Genomic DNA, 18,719 nt, shown 5'->3' with positions numbered 1-18,719 from the left:
GGGCCTTTGGCACAGGTTGGCGCGGTTCGGCCAGAGCGGCGGCCGTCGTGGCGTGGGTCCGCCGGCCGCCGGCCGTTGATCGTCGTGGCGGGCCGCGCCGCCCTCGTGGCCCCGGTCCGCCACCAGCCAGCCATCTGCTCTCCTCTGCCGCTCAGATTCTGTTGCCTGGAGCCTGGCGGAACGGCCTGAGCGTTCTCTATGAGAACCCTGTGCCCCGGCTGTAGAGCAGTGTCGCTTCGGCGACCGGTGGTCAGCCTTCGAAGCTGCTGGCACCAGGCGCCTCGCCGACGGCCCGGGGGCCTTTTCGGGCGAGGTCGCTCTCGACGGCGGCGAGGGCGTCGCGGGCGCCCTGGGTCGGCGCGACGTTCACGAGCGCCCGGTAGAGCCGGAGCAGGGCGTCGTGGTCGGTAGTGCCGCTACGGCGGCGGTCGGTGTGGACCGACTGGATCGCGGCCTCGAGCTGGAACCGGCCAGCCGGGGCCCCGAGCGCATGGGCGCGGCGCAGGTAGGCCTCGCCCTCGCGGATGAGGGCCGGGTCCCACCGCCAGGGGTCCTGTTGGGCGAACGGCACGAACACGCCGTCCAGCCAGCGCGCGGAGGCGCGGGACGAGGAAAGCGCGATGAGCGCGGCGAGTCCCCAGGCCTCAGGCTCGGCCGTCAGCAGCGCCGCGACGGTGACGGCGAGATAGAGCGACTCCGCGGCGAGCGACTCGCCCTGGGCATCAGGAGCGCCGAGCGACTCCCAGTCGATCGTGTAGGCGCCGTAGATCGCCTCCAGGACGAAGCCCAGCCGTTCGGGCAGGTCCGCGCGGGTCGGCACGGCGAACGGTATGCCGGCCGCGCGGATGCGGCGCTTCGCCCGGACCAGGCGCTGCGCCATCGTGGCCGGGCGGACGCGGAAAGCGGCAGCGATGCCGGCCGCGTCAAAGCCGAGCACGGTGTGGAGCATCAGCGGGGTCCGCGCCTCGGGCGCGATCGCTGGGTGGGCACAGGCGAACAGCAGTTCCAGGCGCTTGTCGGGGATCGCGTCCGGATCGACCGCGGCCACCGGGTCGACCGCGGCGGCGCGGTCGACGTCGGCCGGCTCTGCCAGCGGCCAGGACCTGCGGTGGGCTGCCGACTTGAACACGTCGCGCTGCCGGTTGCGGGCCACGGTGAGCAACCACCCTTCGGGATTGGCGGGGATACCGACGGCCGGCCAGGTGCGCAGCGCCTGCTCGAACGCGTCGGCGAGGGCGTCCTGCGCGAGCTCGATGTCCCGGGTCGGCGCGGCGAGCAACGCGAGCAGCCGCCCGTAGGAGGTCCGCGCCGCGCTCTCGGCGGCGGCGCGGACCTCGTCAGGGGCGCGCACGGAAGGGACCTGTCACTGCCCCCGCTTCCAGGCGCCGTCCTGCCAGTGGGTCATCCCAGGCCGTACCTCGACCGGCCCCCACGCGACCGAGGGCGCCTGCTTCGCCCACCCCAGCGCCGCGTCCAGGTCGGCGACGTCGATCACGAACGTGCCGGCGAGCTGCTCCTTGGTGTCGGCGAAGGGGCCGTCCTGGATGCGGAACTCGCCGTCGACGCTGCGCACTGTGGTGGTCGCCGACGAGTCCGCGAGCACCTCGGCGGAGATCAGCACGCCCGCCGCGTCGAGGTCGTCGGCGTACCGGTGGAAGGCCGCCATGCCCTCCTGGAGGGTGGCCTCGTCGAGCTCTCCGGCCGCCATCAGCTCCGGGTAGTGCAGCAAGATCGTGTAACGCATGAGACGTCCTCTCGGGTCCGTTCGATGCTGACACCCCAGTGACGAGCGGGGCGCGCGCGAATCGACCGGGCGGCGAAGGCCGTCGCAAACTCCGCCGGCTTGTTCACCCGGCGCGACCGCGATCATCGCTGACGAGCGGGCTGAAGCCAGGGAACGTGGCTTCCTCGACCAGCTCGATCCGTGAGCTCCAGCGACGGTAGATCGCGGAGGCGTGGACGCCGGAGTGCGCGGCGACGGCCTGGATCGTCGTCGCGTCGAAGCCGCGCGCCACGAACAGCTCGCGGTCGCCGCCACCAGTGTGGGCACTCGTCCTGGCCGGCCAGCCCGGCCCAGCTCATCGACAGCGACAGCGACAGCGACAGCGACAGGCGGCATACCGCACAGCCCGTCGAGATAGATCTCATCTGGTAATCCGCGAACGCCACGGGCGCCGGCCCCCTTCCCCACCGGGCCGGCGTTCCCTCTGCGCGAGCCAGCCCCATCTCCTACCGTTGCCGGGCAGCGTCAGGTCGGCAGCCGCCGCCCTTCCAGCCAGGCGAGTTTCCCAAGGTAGGAGAAGGTGGGTTCTGAGCATGATCGACGCAGTGCCGCGCCGTTCGGCCCCGGTATTCCTGCTGTTGGCATTCTTCTCGGGCGTCCTCCTCGCTTCTCCGGCGAGGTCCGACGGGCCTGGATCCCCGCCCGGCTACGGGGATCTGGTCGGCGTTCCCAGCCCCCTGCGGATGGTTCCCACACAGCTGTCCGCCGTGGCCGACGGAAATCTTCTCATCTATCGCATGCCGGGTATCCGCGGCAGCGAGATCAATGCGACGGCCATGCTGTTCACTCCCAAGGGACCGCCGCCGGCGGGCGGCTGGCCGGTCCTCGTCTGGGGCCACGGGACCGTGGGCTGGGCGCCCAAGTGCGCGCCGAGCGTGCGGCTCCAGGAGAACGGCACCTGGGTGGACGGGCACACCGACACCCTGCTCGCCGCCGTCCTGAGGATGGGTGTCGCCGTCATCGCGCCGGACTACGAGGGCCTTGGCCCTGTGTCCGCCGGCGTCCGGCCGGGGCACGGCTACTACGACCTGTCCAGCGAAGGCAGCTCCATGGTCTTCGCGGTGGTCGCCGCCCAGCGGGATCCTGGCACGAGGCTGTCCGGGCAGTGGGTCGCGGCGGGGTGGTCGGAAGGCGGATTCGCGGCTCTCGCCGCCGCCTACTACTCGGGCGTGGCCGAGAAGGCCGATCCGGCGCTGGACTATCGCGGCACCGTCACGTTCGCCCCGGTGCCGGACATCCCGGCGATGAACAAAGTCCTGTGGCGTGACATCGCAGACGCCTCTCGGCCCGGCAGCACACCGACGGAACACGAGATCGACCAGCTCGTGTTCGCCAACGCGGAGACCATCTACTTCACGGAGACCGAACGTCACGCGGGCTACGGCGTCGACCCTGTCCAGGTCTACGGCCCGAACATGCTCAAGTTCTACCAGCAGAATAGTCAGACGTGCCTGGATGACCTGAACGCGATGGTGCGGAAGGATATCGTCGACTATCTGAGGGCCTCCCCCTCCCACCGGCTGGGCACCTATCCGGGCGTCCGCGGCGACGCACCGAACTCGCTGCCGGAGAACAGCCGGTTCTTCACGGACAACCAGGGCAGGCTGGAGAGCTCGACGCTGCCCGGCCCGATCCTCTGGCTGTTCGGCACCGACGACATCACCAGCCCCGCCTCCGTCACCTACGACGTCGTGAACAAAATGCTGACCAACGGGAACGACATCAACCTCGCCGTACTGGCTGGCGCGGGTCACTACGACGTTCCCACGGCCGCTCTGCCGCTGGTCGAGGCACGGTTGAAGACACTCTTCTCGCTCGGGTGAAAATGGAGGACGGGCATGACCGAGGGACCCGGACAACGACCAGATCCCGTTCGCCGGCCGCACCTTGGGCTGCGACCCGGCGAACTCGACGGCAGATGGTACGCCAAGTATTGGAACCCGGTAATGACGTCACTGCCGGACGACGTCGGGGCGGCGCTCGGCCTCGGCCCCCAGGCGTCCCCGTTGTGCCTGAGCTTGGACAACGTGGGGACGTTGAGCGACGCGGGTTATCAGGAGCTCGAGAACGGATATAGCCTCGCCGACGACGGCTCTATGCACATCGCCACGCTGACCCGCATGCCCGGCGCGACCCCAGCCATGCTGGACTGGTGGTTCTGGTGGCACAGCAATGAGACCCAGAGGTACAAGTTGTGGCACCCGCGCGCCCACCTGTATGCGGAAAGCACTGGAGGCGGGGCAGATGAGGAAGAATCATACCGTGCGAGGTACGTCGGGAGCACGTCGTTCGTCGACGAGTATGTCGGCAGCACGCTCGGGGAACTCGCGATCCACTTCGCCGAGCCCGCGGCGTTCGGTTTCTCCCATGACCGGCTCGATCCCGATGAGGCGACCGCGGTCTGCGCGAGAGTCGGATTCTCGCGGCTCCCCCTGGATTGGGGATATTTTGTTCATCATGTACGCCTGGTGAATGGAGGTGCCGAGATGCGTTCACGTTTCTGGATGGGCGGCCAGAACGTCGCGGCTCGCGGGCAGGCCCCACCGTCCGGCGAGTTCAGAACGGCCGCGGCAGGTGTGACACGTCTCGGAGATGTGCAGGCCCGCGCCATGGCCGTGCATTGCTCACAGGAGATGAGCCATCTCGCCACGTTTCTACCGGACATATTCGACGAGTTTGGCCGCCGTAGACAGGTCAGCCAGCCCGACAGGGCATGCCTGCCCACTCGCGGCCGGCCGAGAGGACCGGGCCCGCGGTGAGCGCCGCCGAAGCGCCCGGCAGCCCACCCGCCATGCTCGGGCACCTCCGGGGGCACGGGCCGGACACGGATGCCGGCCCTGGACGCGCGCGGAGGCGGAAGGAAGGGAAATGACATGTCGACCCGGATCGAGGGCAGAGTGCTGCGGCGCGGCGACTACCACTATGAGAGCCGGCGCCGCGAGGCCTGCTGGCACGCGGGGGTGCCCGACCGTTATCCCGAGGTGATCGTCCTGGTGAACAACGAGGACGATGTCGTCAAAGCGGTGGGGCTCGCCAGGCGGGAGGGCCGGCGGATCTCGGTCCGCTCCGGCGGCCACAGCTGGTCTGGGTCGCACCTGCGCGACGGTGCCGTGCTGATCGACCTCTCGAACCTGCGGCACGTGACGGTCAGCAGGGAAGCGATGGCGGGCACCGCCCAGCCCGGCATAAGAGGATCAGAACTCGACTCGATGCTGGCCGATGAGGGCCTTTTCTTCCCCACGGGGCACTGTACGGGTGTCTCCCTCGGCGGCTACCTGCTGCAGGGCGGGTTTGCCTGGGCCGGGCGGGACTACGGGCCGGCCTGCATGTCGGTCACCGGCATCGACGTGGTCACGGCGAGCGGCGAGCGGGTTCACGCCGACGCGACACAGAACTCGGACCTTTTCTGGGCGGCCCGCGGCGCGGGTCCCGGCTTCTTCGCCGTCGTGACCAGGTTCTTCGTCAGGTTCTACCCGCGCAGGCGGGTCACGATGAACAGCGGCTATCTCTGGCCGGCCACGGCCGCACCAGAGGTGTACAGCTTCGTGCACGAGGTCAGCCGTGCGACGCCGACGGAGATCAATCTCCTCTGTAACCGGGATCCGCTGACGAACGGCGAGCCCCTCCTATCGCTCAACGCGACGGCCTTCACTGACACCGAGGAGGAGGCCCGGGAGCAGCTGTCGATCTACAAGTCCTGTCCCGCGCGGGCTCACCTGATCGGGACACGGCTATACGAGGTCACCGATACCGCCACGTTGAGCCGGGTCGGCACCGACGCACGCTACGACGAGGCCAAGCGATATTTGGCCGACAACATGTGGACGCACGCCTGCTTCGACGACCTGTGGCCGAACTTCGCGAGCATGCTGGAGACCTGGCCGCCGTCGCCGTCGCACCTGGTGTTGTTCAACTGGGGAGGGTACGAGGGACAGCCCGAGCGCCCGCCGATGGCGTATTCGATCGAAGACGAGCTGTATTACGGACTGTATGCGGCCTGGACGGACGCGGCCGATGACCACCGGTACACGAGCTGGGTGACCGACCACATGCGAGCCTGGGAGCCGTACGCCACCGGAATCCAGCTGGCCGACGAGAATCTGATCAACCGCCCGTTCCGGTTCGTGACCGACGAGAACCTCCGTCGCCTCGACGCCCTGCGCGCGAGATGGGATCCCGACGGGCTGTTCCTCCCTTGGCTCGGCCGGCCGCGACCGAGCACAGGTACAGGCACCGCGGAAGGCAGCGGAGCGAACGCATAGCCATGTGATCACCAGTTGGCGAGTGGAACCGGCGTCGACGGATACCCCAACCGCGCCGGTTGACCGCCGCTTCGGCCCTCCGGCGGCCGTAACCAGGGCCTATTTGCAACCACCCGAGGGTGAAAGCCACGATCACGGGGGTGAGGCGGAGCGCGGGCGAGCTGCGGCAGCCGCGAGACGCCGGGCGACCCAGGGCTGAGCGCGAACGTCCGCCGACGGCGTCGTGACGTCAGGGTGGACGGCGGGGACCGGTGGGCGGGCCGCGAAGGGGACTTCTGGGGCACCCGCTACGATCGCGGCCAATCCAACGACATTCCGCCGGCTGGTGGGCGGAGGTCGGCGGCCAACGCTCCGGGTTGGCTGGGCGTCGGGTAGGGGGAGGACTTCATTGTCGGCGGGTACGGAAGACGAGCGCGCGGGAGTGGCGATGAGCAGGGAACGTCGGCTTTCTCGCCGCGCCGCTGGGCGTCTCGTGAGCAGTCGCCCGACGGGAGGCGTAACGCGGCTCGTCACCCGGGCCTGGTACCTCGTGGTCGCGGCGAGTGCGCTGGCGCTGGTGCCGGCGAGCGCCGCCATGGCGGCGACGCCGCTGGCCGCGGCCAAGAAGCACGACCGGAATGTCGGCCACGTCGTCATCGGCCTGGTCGTCGTCCTGGTGATCCTTGTGCTGCTGTATCTGCTGTTCCGGGTGGTGCGCAAGCGAGCCCGTGGCTAGCGTTCCGGGCGAGCTGACGACAGGCCGGCCGGGACGTGTCGCACGTCCCGGTCGGCCACCGCGCGGTAGAAGCAACGATCAGAGCGCGGACCACCGGGGGAACGCGAAGTCGCCCCGGCCGTCGGTGAGCTGACGGTCGGCGGCGTCGAGGTTCTTCTGGTTGGTCATGAACAGCTGCCGGTCGTCCGGGTGGTCGGGGTCCCGGTTGGCGGTGAAGAGCAGGAGATCACTTCCGGACGCCGACCAGCTCGGGCCGTCCTGGGTGCTGTGCTCGCCGGTGACCGCGGTGACGTGCTTGGTGTTCACGTTCACGATCGCGATCTGCTGGTCATTGGGGTTGCTGGCGATCTGGCGGACGAAGGCGAGGTACTTGCCGTCGGGCGACCAGGTCGGCTCGGAGTCGAGATTGGGCTTGTCGCCCTCCGAGATGAACTCGTCCTTGTTGAACGGCACCGCGGCGACACCCGGCTGGGTCGAGATGAGCACCAGGAAGCCGCCGCCGCCGCCCGCGACGGTGTTCGACCAGTAGGCGATCCGCTCGCCGTCCGGCGACCACGACGGGTCAGACGCCTCTGGCTGGGTGTCGAGCCGACGGACGGTCTTGCCGTCGATCGAGCTGATGTACAGGCCCGGGTTGGGCTGGCCGGTCGCGTCCGTCGTCGAGCGCAGCACCAGGAACTTGCCGTCCGGCGACAGCGACGGCCGCCCGTCGGCGGCCGGCGACAGGTTCGCTCCCTGCCCGGTGGTGAGCAGCTGGACCGGCTTTCCGGAACCGTCGGACGCGATGGCCCACAGTGTCGTGCTGCCGGTCGAGTTGTCGACATAGATAATCGTCTTGCGGTCCGGACTGATCACCGGGAACTGCAGGTTCTGGGTCTTGTCGCTGAAGATCGTCTTGAACGTGGAGATCTTCGGCAGCGTGGCGTCGGCGCTGTCGGGGTTCGGGACCACCGCGGTGACGAGGCTGTACTTCCCGCCGCCTGGCGCCTCCGCGTTCCGGCTGAGGACGAGGGTGTCGTCGCCCAGCCCGGTGGCCGCCTTCGGCAGCGCGAACGCGGCCGGCGCGGCGCTGGCCGTGCCGGTACCGACGGTCGCGCTCGGGGTGTTCTTGGAGTCGCTCTTCAGCACCATCGGGATCACGGCGGCCAGCACCGCGATGACCACGACCACCGCCGCGATCCCGAGGATCATCGGCGTCCGGCTCTTCTTCGGCGCCGGGCCGGGTGGCTGAGCCTGGCCCGGGTGCCCGGGACCGGCCGGGGGCGGGGCCACCCGCTGGGTCGCGAGCTGGGTCGAGACGTAGTCCTGGTCCGCCGTGCCGCCCGGCCTGGTCGAGGCGAGGGTGGCCATGTCGGGCGGGCCGCCGACCGTAGCGGGGCCGGACGGGGGGCCGCCAGCACCCGGAGAAGGCACGTTCCAGTCCGCGAGGACGTTGGTGACCGCTTCTTCCTGGTTACCCGTGTCCCCGGCCTCGTCCCCGAGGAGCCGGTCCATCAGCTGGCTGGCGGTCGGCCGGTTGGCCGGGCTCTTGCGCATCGCGTCCCAGACGATCGGCCGCAGCGCCGGGTCGACGCCGTCGAGCTGCGGTTCCTCGTTCATCGCCCGGTAGAGGAGCGCCTGGGCGCTGCCGGTGCCGAACGGGTACTGGCCGGTCGCCGCGTAGGTCACCAGGCCGCCCCAGGCCCAGATGTCCGCCTTCGAGGTGATCGCGTCGCCGCGGATCTGCTCGGGGGACATGAACGCGGGCGTGCCCAGCTGCTGAAGGTCGCCGGTGAGGTTGGTCGCGGAGTCCATCGCCCGGGCGATGCCGAAGTCGATGACCCGCGGGCCGAACGGGGACAGCACGACGTTCGACGGCTTGAGGTCGCGGTGCACGATGCCGGCGGCGTGGATGGCCCGCAGCGCGGCGGCCACACCCACGGCGAGCTGCTCGAGGTTGGCCGCCATCAGCGGGCCGCCCCGGGAGACGAAGCTGGACAGCGTCGGGCCCTCGATGAACTCGGTGACCAGGTAGGGCTGCACCGCGTCAGGGTCGAAGTCGAGCACCTCGGCGGTGCACACCCGAGCGACCCGGCGCGCCGTCGCCGCCTCCTGGCGGAACCGGCTGCGGAACTGCGGGTCGTCGGCCACGTCCGCGCGGACCACCTTGATGGCCACCAGGCGCCCCAGCTCGGACCGGCCCAGGTAGACCGTGCCCATCCCACCCTGCCCGAGCTTGCCCAGCAGCGTGTACGCACCGAGCGTCCGCGGGTCGTTCTCACCCAACGGCGTCGCGCGGCTGCTGACATTCGCCTCTGACGACGTCACTGCCCCACCTCTGTTCTCCCCCACCCGACGCCGGACACGCGACGGTCCCGAATAACGATCCCATGCGGGCAGAATGCTACCGTCTGCCGAATTCCGGGAATGCCTCGGAATCGAAGCGGCAAGGGTCGGCGGCGCGACACCTCGAGACACTGCGGCGCATCGCGGACCACGGGCCGGACAAGCGGAGTGCCGGTAGCGCCTAACCCGGGCTCTCGGCCGGCCTGGGCTGCGGTGCGACGTGAAGTGTCGCGCGCGGGCCCGTTCTTCTGGCGTCCTCGGCGGCCTGGCCAGTCGGGCTCGGTCGCGTCATCCGATCGCCGACGGCCGGCCCGCCTGCCTGACGTGCCCGGCCAACCGTGGGCCGAGCGATGAGTGGGTGGCTGGACCGCTGGCCGCTGGCCCGAACTGACGCCCCCCGCGTGCCGGTTCTGGGTGGCGGTCCAGCCATAGGCATCTCACCGCGGGACCGCGGCGAAGAAACCGTATCTGTACGATATTCCGCAAGATTTCTTGGACGGTCCCGAACCACCAGCCGCAAGCCGCCGACGGCCGCCGGCCGGCGCGGCCCAGCACGGCGCCTGGGCGGGCAGGCCGGCCGCCTCGGCGGGTTTTCGCCCACCGGTAGCGAACAATACGTGTCCGAGCGGTACACGGAAACCGATCCGGCCGCGTAGTAGCCGCCACCTGCCATTGCGTGCGGAGGGTCCCTTGACGACCAGTCAGGCCGACCGTACCGTCCGCACATGCTCGCCGACGCCGGCCGGTGCGGGCCGGTTCCCGGCTCCGCCGGCCAGGCGCACACGCGGCCGAGGCCCGCCCGGGCTCCGCCTCACCCGGCCGCCGGCATCCCGTGGCCGGACGTCGACGCGCCTGGCCCGGTCCGAATCCTCCCGCGGAAAGGCGGACCTCATGACCGCGCTGGACAGCCGGAACACACCGCTGGCGACTCACATCCTCGCCGAGGACTTAACTTTGTCGAGATCGGCGGCGGGAACAAGCTGAAGGTGGTTCACGTCCGCGCGGCCGAGGGCCTGTGGATCGTGGAGAACATCTTTCAGGCCGGCTATGAGGTGGCGACCCACCGGCACGCCGGCCCCGTTTTCGGCTACACGGTCGCCGGCGGGTGGAAGTACAAGGAGTACGACTACGTGAACCGCGCCGGCTCCTACCTCTACGAACCCGCGGGCTCCGTCCACACCCTGCGGTGTGAGCATTTCTGCCTCGGCGCCCAGCCGGCCCGGCTGGAGGGCCGGGTGTTCTTCGAGGAGCTGCTCACCGCGTTCCGCGGCATCGAGCGGGCCGGCGCGCCAGTGCGGGCCCGGTCCAACCTGAACAACGCCTTCAAGGCACTCCCGGTCCGGCTGGCCCTGGGCTGGCCCCGGCTTGGGCAGCAGGGGCCACGGTCGTTTCACGGCGACCGGAGAGCACAGCCGGCGACCAGCCAAGGCCGGACGCCGGAACCGACAGACGCCGACGGCGGCGGGTGGCCCTCCATGTGGAGGGCCACCCGCCGCCGTCGGTCGCGGGGCGAGCGGACCGGGTCAGGTGGTCGCCGGTGCCGCCTTGCGTTTCTTGCTCGTCTTCGGGTCGAGCCTGCGCAGCAGCAGCGACGTGATACCGACGTATACAAGGCTGATGGCGAGCCCGGCGCCGATGTCGATCGCGTACTGCTTGTTCGTGTGCTGGAACAGCGTGTCCGGGATCGGCGCCCGCGGGTTGACCGGCACGGTCTGGCCGGCCACCGGCTGGCCGTTCACGGTCTTGGGCCGCTGGACGCCGGCCCGGGTGATCGCGTTGAAGTCGGCGTCGGCGGCCATCGCCGCGTAGCCCCACCGGGCCGGTGAGACGACGGCGACCTGCTCGAGGCCGACCTTGCCGGCGATCGGCACGATGCCCGCGGAGAACACGAGCTGGATCATCGTGACGATGACCAGCAGCGGCATCGTCTTGTCGGCGTTGTCCACCATCGCCGAGATCACCAGGCCGACCATGCCGGAGGCGAAGCCGACGACGAACACCGCGAGGAGACATTCCAGCAGTGTGTTGCCGAGCGCCAGGTGGTTCGGTGGCTGCCGGCCGATCAGACCGATGACCGTGAACGGGATCGACTGCAGGACCGTGATGATGATGAGAACGAGAACCTTCGAGCCCACGTACGCGGCTCTCGAAAGGCCGATCGCGCGTTCTCGTTGATAGATCGCCCGTTCCTTGACGATCTCTCGGACCGAGTTCGACATACCCATGAAGCAGGCACACAGCACCATGATCAGGAAGATCGTGGGCGCGTCCGAGTTGGGTGTGAACTTGTCGTGGGTATCGACGAAGTTTCCGCCGATCGCCCGCGGGATCACACCCAGCACGAACGGGAACGCGATTGCCAGCCGCAGATAGCCCTTGTCGGACCCGATGACCGCGAATGTTCGTCTTGTCAGCGTTATCAGCTGGGAGAACACCGACTGTTGCCGGATGCTCGGCAGTTCCTCCGGCGCGGGCCGGGCCGACGGAGCGGTCACCGACGCGGGCACGTAGTGCCGTGACTGGCGGAACCGGGCCGCGGACTCGGCACCGGGGTTCTCCTGCAGGTTCAGGAAGACCCACGGGTAGCCGTCAGCGCCGAAGAACGGCAGCGCGTCCTGGGGTGGCCCGAAGTAGGCGACGTAGCCACCCGGCGCGAGCACCAGGATGTAGTCACACAGGTCGAGCTGCGCCACGGAGTGCGTGACGACGACGACCGTACGGCCGTCGTCGGCCAGCTTGCGCAGCGACTGCATGACCTGCAGGTCCATGCCCGGGTCGAGACCCGAGGTCGGCTCGTCCAAGTAGAGCAGCGTCGGGCGGGTCAGCAGCTCCAGCGCCACCGAGGTCCGCTTGCGCTGGCCACCGGACAGCCGCGAGACCACGGTGTTCGCGTGGCTGGTGAGGTTCAGCTCCTGGAGGACCTCGTCCACCCGGGCGCTGCGCTCGGCCGAGGTCACGTCCGGCGGGAACCGGAGCTCGGCGCCGAACTCGAGCGCCTTCCGCACGGTCAGCGTGGTGTGCAGGATGTCGTCCTGCGGCACGTAGCCGATCCTGCGGCGAAGCTCGTCGTACTCGGTGTAGAGGTCTCGACCGGCGTAGCGCACGGTGCCCTGGTCGGCCGGCCGGAAGCCGGTCAGCGCGTTGAGCAGCGTCGACTTGCCGGCACCCGAGGGGCCGACGACGCCGAGCAGCGCCCGGCCGGGCAGCCGGAAGGTCATGTCGTGCATGAGCTGCTTCTCGCCGGCCCACACGTTGAGGTGCTCGGCCTCGAAGCTGACGTCACCGGAGTCGACGTACTCGACGAGCAGGTTGCCCTCGAGCTGGAAGACGTGGTGGCCGACGGCGATGACGTCGCCCTGCTTGGCCTGCGCGCGCTGGATGCGGCGGCCATTGACGAACGTGCCGTTCGCCGAGTCCATGTCGAGGACGTCGACGTTCTGGCCGCGAACGGTCAGCGAGGCGTGGTGACGGGAGGCGAGCAGGTCGGTGATGACGACGTCGTTGTCGCGGGCGCGACCGATCGTCATCGTCCCCTGGCGCAGCGGGTAGGTGTTGCTGCGCTCGTGCTCGCGGTCCAGCCGGGTGTGGCCGCTGACCTCGGCCGGGTCGGCGGCGGGCTGGCCGTTGTAGGTGCCACGACGGCCGGCGTCGTGGTCCTCGCGCCGCGTCGGCCGGGTGGGCCGGTTCGACGTACGCGGCGGGCTGTAACCGGTCTGGTTGGGCAGCATGGTCTGCATGTCGGCGTCCCCGCTGTAGGGGTCGTCGTACGGAGACCGCTGCGAGGGCAGCTCGTCGAGGATGATGACCTCGGGACCGGTCGGCGTGCCCAGGCGGAACCGCGTCTCGCCCCGGACCTCGACCGTGTTCAGCATCCGGCCACCGTCGTACCAGGTGCCGTTGGAGCTGACGTCCCGGACGGCCCAGCCGTAGTCCGTCTCTTCGATCATCAGGTGCTGCCGGGAGACCCGGCTGTCCGCGATGACATAGTCCGCGTTGCGGGCTCGGCCGATGATGAACCGCGGCTGTCCCGTGGGGACGATCACCTGGCCGGCCTCGCTGCTTATCTTCAGAACGGCCGTAGGCACGTGTTTCCCCCTTCAGGACGGGACGCTGGCCGGACTGCCCCGCCAAACTCGCACTTTCCGCCTGCCGCCGGTCCCGCCAGGACCGGTACGCTCCCGCCCCGGGACGCTCCCGAGGCGCGGAAAGCGTAGAGCCGCGGTGTCACTTCCGAACCAACCTCGTCTCTCGAACTGCGCCAGTCTCTCGAACCGCCCGGGTCCTGAAAAGACCGATCTTGCGGGATGTCCGGATCGTAGCGTTGCGTGGCCCGCAGCGAGCGGGCCGGGTGACGTCGCCGGCGGGCCGCGCGCCCGCTGGCCTCCGGTTTCTCAGCGTGTCCGACCGAGCCCGTACGCACGGGCCGCGACCGAGCACGTACCGTAAGGTTCACGGCGTCTCGGGCTCGCCCCGCCGCCGTGTTCACGGCGCCACCCTCAACCATCCAGACTCCCGCTCCCGCTTCGGAGACGACCAGGCGGAGACGGCGGCGCCGAGTGCGCCACCATCCCTGTCGCGACGAAGGTACCGATCCGGTGTGTTCACAGCCGGGTCGGACGGGTTCGAGCATCCTCTCCCGTGACCCCGAACCTGCTGTCCTGTCGGGCAACCGACCGAGGTCACGGCACCTGGGACGCTATTTCTTGGCGGCGGGCGCGGCGGGCAGCACGACGTTCTTGGCGGTCGCGCTCACCGAGAGGCCGGTCGCGGTCGATCCGGCGCTGACGACCGTCAGGCTGAACGGCAGGTTGTCCGGCAGCGGGATCGGGATCGCGGCGCCCAGCTGCGCCGGGATCGGCACGCTGGCGCCGAGCCCACCGACGCCGAAGGACAGGTTCGTCGGGTTGATGAACAGCTTGTTGTTCTGGACGTTGAACGCGCCGGTGCCGCTGAAGGCCGCGCTCTGGCCACCGAGCAGGCTGCCGAGCACGGGCACGTCCAGGGTCGTGCTGCCGGTCACCTTGACCTGTTTGCCGCCGTCGACCGGCGTGAGGTGCAGGTGGAAGGTCTTGTCGGTGTCGAGGAACTTGTTGAGGTCGTCGTAGCCGATCAGGACCGTGGCCGCGACGTTGTCGACCGGGACCTTGCCCACCTTGTTCGAGATCGCGTCGCTGAACGGCACATGCACGCCCTTGAGGTGCGCGTCCACCGCGGCGATCCTCGGGCCGTCCGGCGTCGTCGGGATGTTCTCCAGCGAGACGCCGATGTCCTTGAACTTGCCGAACAGCACCTGGGTGAGGAACGGGAACCCGCCGATGCTGACCTTCCGGATGGTCGGCGGCTGCTGTCCTGGCTTGAGGTTCGCGGCGACCGCGGTGTCGACCTGCTTGCGCATCTGGCCGACGGCGATGTGCGCGGCGATCCGGTCCACCGGGATCGCGAGGACCAACAGCAGCAGCACGACGATGAGCGCGATCGTCCGGCCACGCTTGCGCCGCCGCTTCGGGGGCGGCTGGTCGCCCAGCGCCACGCCGCCTGTCGACGGGCCGACCGGCGTGCCGCCGGTGCCCGGGCCGGCCAGCGTCGTGTAGTCCTCCGTCGAGCGGCCGGCTGACCAGCCGCCGGAGTCCTCGGCGGACCAGGCGGCCGTGGCCGGATCCGGACCACCCCTGCCGCCGACGTCCTTGCCGCCGGCCTGCTGGCCGTAGGCGTACTCGGTGGTCTCGGCCGGGCGGCCACCGCGGGCGCCGTAGCCGAGGTACTCGGTCGCCTCGCCGGGCCGGGCCGGGGGTGCCCCCGAGCCGGACCCCGGACGGTCGTACCGCGCGGCCGGACGGTCCGGACCGGGCCGGCCACCGGTCCGGTCGCCGCCGCCGGACCGGTCGCCGCCGCCGGACCGGTCGCCGCCGCCGGACCGGTCGGAGCGCTCCGACCGGTCGGAACGCGAGGTCGTCGGCGGTGGAGACCTCCGGGTCGGCGGCACCGGGGACGGGAACTCGCCGGGGCGCGGAGTCGGGTAGCGCTCGGCCGGGATGCCGGGCTGCGACGTGTAGCCGGCCCGGCCCGGGCCCGCGTCGCGGCGCGGGCGGGAGGCCTGCCCGCCACCGCCGGAGCCCGCGGGAGCGCCGCGGCCGGCCCCGGATCCGCCGGCCTGCCCGTCCCGGCCGGGCGCGGGCTTGAACCAGTCGACCGGCGGCGGCGGGCCCGCCGGCCGGAAGGAGTCAGCGGGCGGCGGCGGAGCGCTCGGCGCGCCCGGGCGCGCCGGCGTCGGGCGCACGGGCTCACCGGGCCGCGGGGGCCGGACACTGGTCGACTCGCCCGGCTCGTACCCGTCGTCGTCTGCTGGGTTGTTCACGGGGTCATCTCCCATCAGGGGCACGCCGACCCACGCGCGCGAGGACGTCCCCACCCCGTCGGCTCATCCACCGGATGGTCGCACGTCCAGCGCCTCTTGGGAGCGTCGAGGGTCTGATCGCCCACCGCGATCCGCTGTCCGCTTTTTGACGTTTCCCCGCGTCGGGTTGCCGACGCCGAGGACGACGCCGCCGGCCCGGTCAGGCGCACCGTCCCGGGCCGCTGTCCTGCGCGCTCAACGGGCCCCGGGGCGGCGGGGCACGCAAGTGGGGCCCGTCCGGTGGGGGCCACCGCCGGCCGCCGGCGAGACCGGCGTCAGACCTCCAGCGGCAGGGTCGCGGCGGGGCGGCGCGGGCCGGCCGGGGCGAGCCGGAAGACGGCGCCGCGGGGCGCGGCGTAGGCCTGCCAGAAGTGGTCGGCGACCGCGGCCGGCCGCAGCGGCCCGGCCGGCCCGACCCGGCCGTCGAGCACCACGGTCCGCATCCGGATGCCCTGGTCGGCGAGCGTCGGGCCGACGGCGCCGGCGAGCGCGGCCAGCCCGGCCTTCCCGGCCGCCAGCGCGAACCGGCCACCGGGTGGCTCGGTGCGGTTTCCGGCGACGGTGACCAGGATCGTCGCGCCCACCCGGTCCAGCAGCAGCGGCGTGGCGGCCTGGACGGCGGTGAGCGCACCGGTCACGTTCACGGCCAGCGTCTGGTTCAGGGCGTCGGCCGGGACGGAGAACGCGCTGCCGCGGATGGACAGCTTCGCGTTGTAGACCAGAACGGTCAGGCCGCCGAGGTCGGCGGCAAGCCCCGCGAGGGTCGCCCCGAAACCGGCGGCATCGGTGACGTCCGCGACGGCGCCGCGCATCGTCAGCCCGGCGCTGGCCAGTTCCTCGGTCAGCCGGCCAAGGGTGTCCGTCGACCGGGCGACGACGCCGAGCCGGAAGCCTTCCAGCCCGAACCGGATGAGCAGCTCGGCACCGAACGCGGAACCGGGCCCGACGAGCACCAGCCCACGGGTGACCGGGGGCCGCGGTGGCTCGGGCCCGGCGCCGGCCGGTGGCGGCGGTTCCGGTGGCATAGCGCCCATCTTGGCCTGCCTAACGGCCGGTGCGCTGCCGGGTTACCGAAAACGCGTTCGAATCCGCTGGCCGGCGGACGGCGTCAGCGGCGGGCGAGCTCGCGCGCGCGACGGGTGCGGTCGAGCTCGGCCTGCGCCCGCAGCGGCGCCGACTTGCGGTAGTAGTAGACGATCGGGGGGAAGACGATCAGCGGCGGGATCAGCATCAACAGCGCGAAGATCACCACGGCACCAATGACCACTGCGAATCCCTCCAGCCCCACCGCAAGGGGGGAAGATCGAAGACCTGCCGCCCGGCTGGCCGGGCCCAGTTCTACTGGACGTCGTAGGCGACCTGTTCAGCGTATCGATCCCTGGGCCGTGATGCTCCACCCAGGTGGCCCGGACCGGATCCGACCGGCTCCGCTGCGGGAGTCCGGCTACGGGATGAGAACACCCGGGTTGAGGATTCCGGTCGGGTCGAGCGCCCGCTTGACGGCGCGCAGCACGGTGACGCCCACGTCGCCGATCTCCGCGCCGAGCCAGGGCCGGTGGTCGGTGCCGACGGCGTGGTGATGGGTGATCGTCCCGCCGGCCGCGACGATCGCGTCGCTCGCCGCGGCCTTCGCCACCGCCCAGAGCCCGCCGCGGTCGGCACTGTGGCCGGCCACGACGGTGAAGTAGAGCGACGCGCCGGTCGGGTAGAGGTGCGAGACGTGGCACATCACCACCGCCGGTACCCCGGCCGCGGCGTAGGACTTCGCGAGCGCATCCTGGACGCCCGCGTGCAGGCCGTCCACCCCGGACCAGAACGTGGCGGTCTCGAGCGTCTCGGCGAACATCCCGGCGTCCAGCAGCGCGTCCCGCAGGCGCGGCCCGTTGAAGCGACCGTGTACCCACGCCCAGCCAGCCTCGGCGCCCAGCGGCTGCCCGCCCTGGGCGCGCAGCACCGCCGCGACGTCGTCCGCCTGCCGGCCGACCCGTTCGGGCGTGCCCTCGTAGCCGAGCACGACCTGGCACCCACCGGCCGGCACCTCCGCACCGCCGTCAGGTTTCACGTCGTCCGTGCCCGCGTCCGACCCGGCAGCCCCGGGCGGGCCGGGCCGGGCGGAAGTGCCGGGCGAACCGGCTGGCGCGGAAGTGCTGGGTGGGCTGGTGGCGCCGGCCGCCGTCTCGACCTCGTCGGAGAGGCGGGCGACGGCGGGCAGCAGGTCGCGCTGGGCCAGCTCGCGCAGCGCCGCGAGCCCGGTCGCGAAGTCGTCGACCCGCCAGCTCTCGTAGCGGCGCCGCGCCGGCACCGGCCGGACCCGGACCCGGACCGCGGTGATCACCCCGAAGGCGCCCTCCGAGCCGAGCATGAGCTGGCGCAGGTCCGGCCCGGCGGCGGAGGCCGGCGCCCGGCCGAGCTCCCAGCCGCCAATCGGCGTGGCCACCCGCAGCCCGACCACGACCGCGTCGAACCGCCCGTAGCCACTGGACGCCTGCCCGCTGGAACGAGTCGCCGCGAACCCGCCGATCGTGGCGTACTCCCACGACTGCGGGACGTGCCCGAGGGTCAGGCCGTGCTCGGCGAGCAGCGCCTCGGCCGCCGGGCCGGACAGCCCCGGCTCCAGCGTGGCGGTGAGCGAGACGGTGTCCACGTCGAGGAGGCGGTTCAGCCGGCGCACGTCGAGCGCGACGACGGCCTCGTAGCCGGTGTGCGGCGGCGCGAGCCCGCCGACGACGGACGTCCCGCCGCCGTACGGCACCACGGCGACGCGATGGCCGGCGCAGACGGCGAGAACGGCGGCGACCTCGTCGTGGCCGGCCGGGGTGAGCACGGCGTCCGGCGCGGCCGCCGCGTCCCCGTCGCGCAGCGCGAGCAGGTCCACGGTGGACCGGCCCCGGCAGTGCCGAATCCGGGCGTCCCGGTCGAGCCGGACCTGGTCCGAGCCGATGGCGGCCGCGAGATCGGCGCGGGCCGGCTCGGGCAGCCGGGACGGGGGCAGCCGGACATCGGCCAGGTCGACCGGCGGGCTGGCCCGCTCGGCGAAGCCCAGCCCGTCGACCAGGAGCGCGCGCACCGCCGCCGGCAGCTCGACCTGTTCGTCGGCCCGTCGCCACCCCCACCACACCGGCTCCGCGTTGGCCAGGGCCCGGGCATCCAGCGACGGCTCGCTCACCCGACCACTGTGCCACCCCGGCGGCCGGGCGACCCCGACGACCTGTGGCCAGCCTCACCGAGGTTCCGGGCGGC

The 18,719-nt window shown here is 71.4% G+C and carries 13 protein-coding genes and 1 pseudogene; 5 read left to right on the top strand and 9 right to left on the bottom strand.

Annotated features, from left to right (window positions below; genetic code table 11):
• Positions 1-250 precede the first annotated feature (250 nt).
• From FRADC12_RS19635 to FRADC12_RS30200, 3 genes are all read right to left on the bottom strand, one after another.
• The gene (locus FRADC12_RS19635; protein ID WP_084011046.1) at positions 251-1,351 is read right to left on the bottom strand and encodes an RNA polymerase sigma factor; all 1,101 of its coding nucleotides are present in this window, start codon (positions 1,349-1,351) and stop codon (positions 251-253) included.
• A gap of 12 nt (positions 1,352-1,363) precedes the next feature.
• Positions 1,364-1,744, bottom strand: a complete 381-nt coding sequence (locus tag FRADC12_RS19630; RefSeq protein WP_045877729.1) for a YciI family protein — start codon at positions 1,742-1,744, stop codon at positions 1,364-1,366.
• Positions 1,745-1,847: 103 nt separating this feature from the next.
• On the bottom strand, positions 1,848-2,015 hold the full coding sequence (locus tag FRADC12_RS30200; protein ID WP_232303905.1) for a helix-turn-helix domain-containing protein: 168 nt from the start codon (positions 2,013-2,015) through the stop codon (positions 1,848-1,850).
• A gap of 301 nt (positions 2,016-2,316) precedes the next feature.
• Between FRADC12_RS30200 and FRADC12_RS28590 the strand changes: the two genes are divergently transcribed.
• The 4 genes from FRADC12_RS28590 to FRADC12_RS31545 all read left to right on the top strand — a co-directional run bounded on the left by FRADC12_RS28590 (position 2,317) and on the right by FRADC12_RS31545 (position 6,760).
• Positions 2,317-3,606 carry an alpha/beta hydrolase family protein gene (locus tag FRADC12_RS28590; RefSeq protein ID WP_157488945.1) on the top strand — a complete coding sequence of 430 codons (1,290 nt, stop codon included), beginning with the start codon at positions 2,317-2,319 and terminating at the stop codon, positions 3,604-3,606.
• 123 nt (positions 3,607-3,729) lie between these two features.
• The gene (locus FRADC12_RS19620; protein WP_198152978.1) at positions 3,730-4,542 is read left to right on the top strand and encodes a DAPG hydrolase family protein; all 813 of its coding nucleotides are present in this window, start codon (positions 3,730-3,732) and stop codon (positions 4,540-4,542) included.
• Between the two features lie 114 nt (positions 4,543-4,656).
• Entirely contained in the window at positions 4,657-6,045 is a 1,389-nt protein-coding gene (locus tag FRADC12_RS19615) for an FAD-binding oxidoreductase (RefSeq protein ID WP_045877728.1), read from the top strand.
• A gap of 472 nt (positions 6,046-6,517) precedes the next feature.
• Positions 6,518-6,760 carry a hypothetical protein gene (locus FRADC12_RS31545; protein ID WP_198152977.1) on the top strand — a complete coding sequence of 81 codons (243 nt, stop codon included), beginning with the start codon at positions 6,518-6,520 and terminating at the stop codon, positions 6,758-6,760.
• 78 nt (positions 6,761-6,838) lie between these two features.
• Here the strand turns inward: FRADC12_RS31545 and FRADC12_RS19605 are convergent, their stop codons facing one another.
• Positions 6,839-9,067 carry a protein kinase domain-containing protein gene (locus FRADC12_RS19605; RefSeq protein WP_045877726.1) on the bottom strand — a complete coding sequence of 743 codons (2,229 nt, stop codon included), beginning with the start codon at positions 9,065-9,067 and terminating at the stop codon, positions 6,839-6,841.
• Between the two features lie 743 nt (positions 9,068-9,810).
• Here FRADC12_RS19605 and FRADC12_RS35050 point away from each other — a divergent pair.
• Positions 9,811-10,218: pseudogene (locus tag FRADC12_RS35050) on the top strand (cupin domain-containing protein); the annotation flags it as partial.
• 390 nt (positions 10,219-10,608) lie between these two features.
• On the opposite strand, the gene FRADC12_RS19600 reads toward FRADC12_RS35050, so the two are convergent.
• From FRADC12_RS19600 to FRADC12_RS19585, 5 genes are all read right to left on the bottom strand, one after another.
• A complete protein-coding gene (locus tag FRADC12_RS19600; RefSeq protein WP_045877725.1) occupies positions 10,609-13,170 on the bottom strand; it encodes an ATP-binding cassette domain-containing protein in 2,562 nt (853 codons plus the stop codon).
• Between the two features lie 611 nt (positions 13,171-13,781).
• Entirely contained in the window at positions 13,782-15,440 is a 1,659-nt protein-coding gene (locus FRADC12_RS34060) for an LmeA family phospholipid-binding protein (RefSeq protein ID WP_045877724.1), read from the bottom strand.
• Between the two features lie 314 nt (positions 15,441-15,754).
• Positions 15,755-16,513 (bottom strand): SDR family NAD(P)-dependent oxidoreductase, encoded by a 759-nt coding sequence (locus FRADC12_RS19590; protein ID WP_045877723.1) that lies wholly within the window; start codon positions 16,511-16,513, stop codon positions 15,755-15,757.
• 74 nt (positions 16,514-16,587) lie between these two features.
• Positions 16,588-16,746, bottom strand: coding sequence for a hypothetical protein (locus tag FRADC12_RS32435; RefSeq protein ID WP_198152975.1), 159 nt, complete (start codon positions 16,744-16,746; stop codon positions 16,588-16,590).
• A 177-nt stretch (positions 16,747-16,923) separates the two neighbouring features.
• Positions 16,924-18,645, bottom strand: coding sequence for an FAD-binding oxidoreductase (locus tag FRADC12_RS19585; RefSeq protein WP_045877722.1), 1,722 nt, complete (start codon positions 18,643-18,645; stop codon positions 16,924-16,926).
• Between the last annotated feature and the right edge of the window lie 74 nt (positions 18,646-18,719).

It is taken from the genome of Pseudofrankia sp. DC12, assembly GCF_000966285.1.
Lineage (GTDB): Bacteria > Actinomycetota > Actinomycetes > Frankiales > Frankiaceae > Pseudofrankia.
Note: the sequence above shows the minus strand (reverse complement) of the source record. Positions and strands in the feature narration are given on the sequence as shown.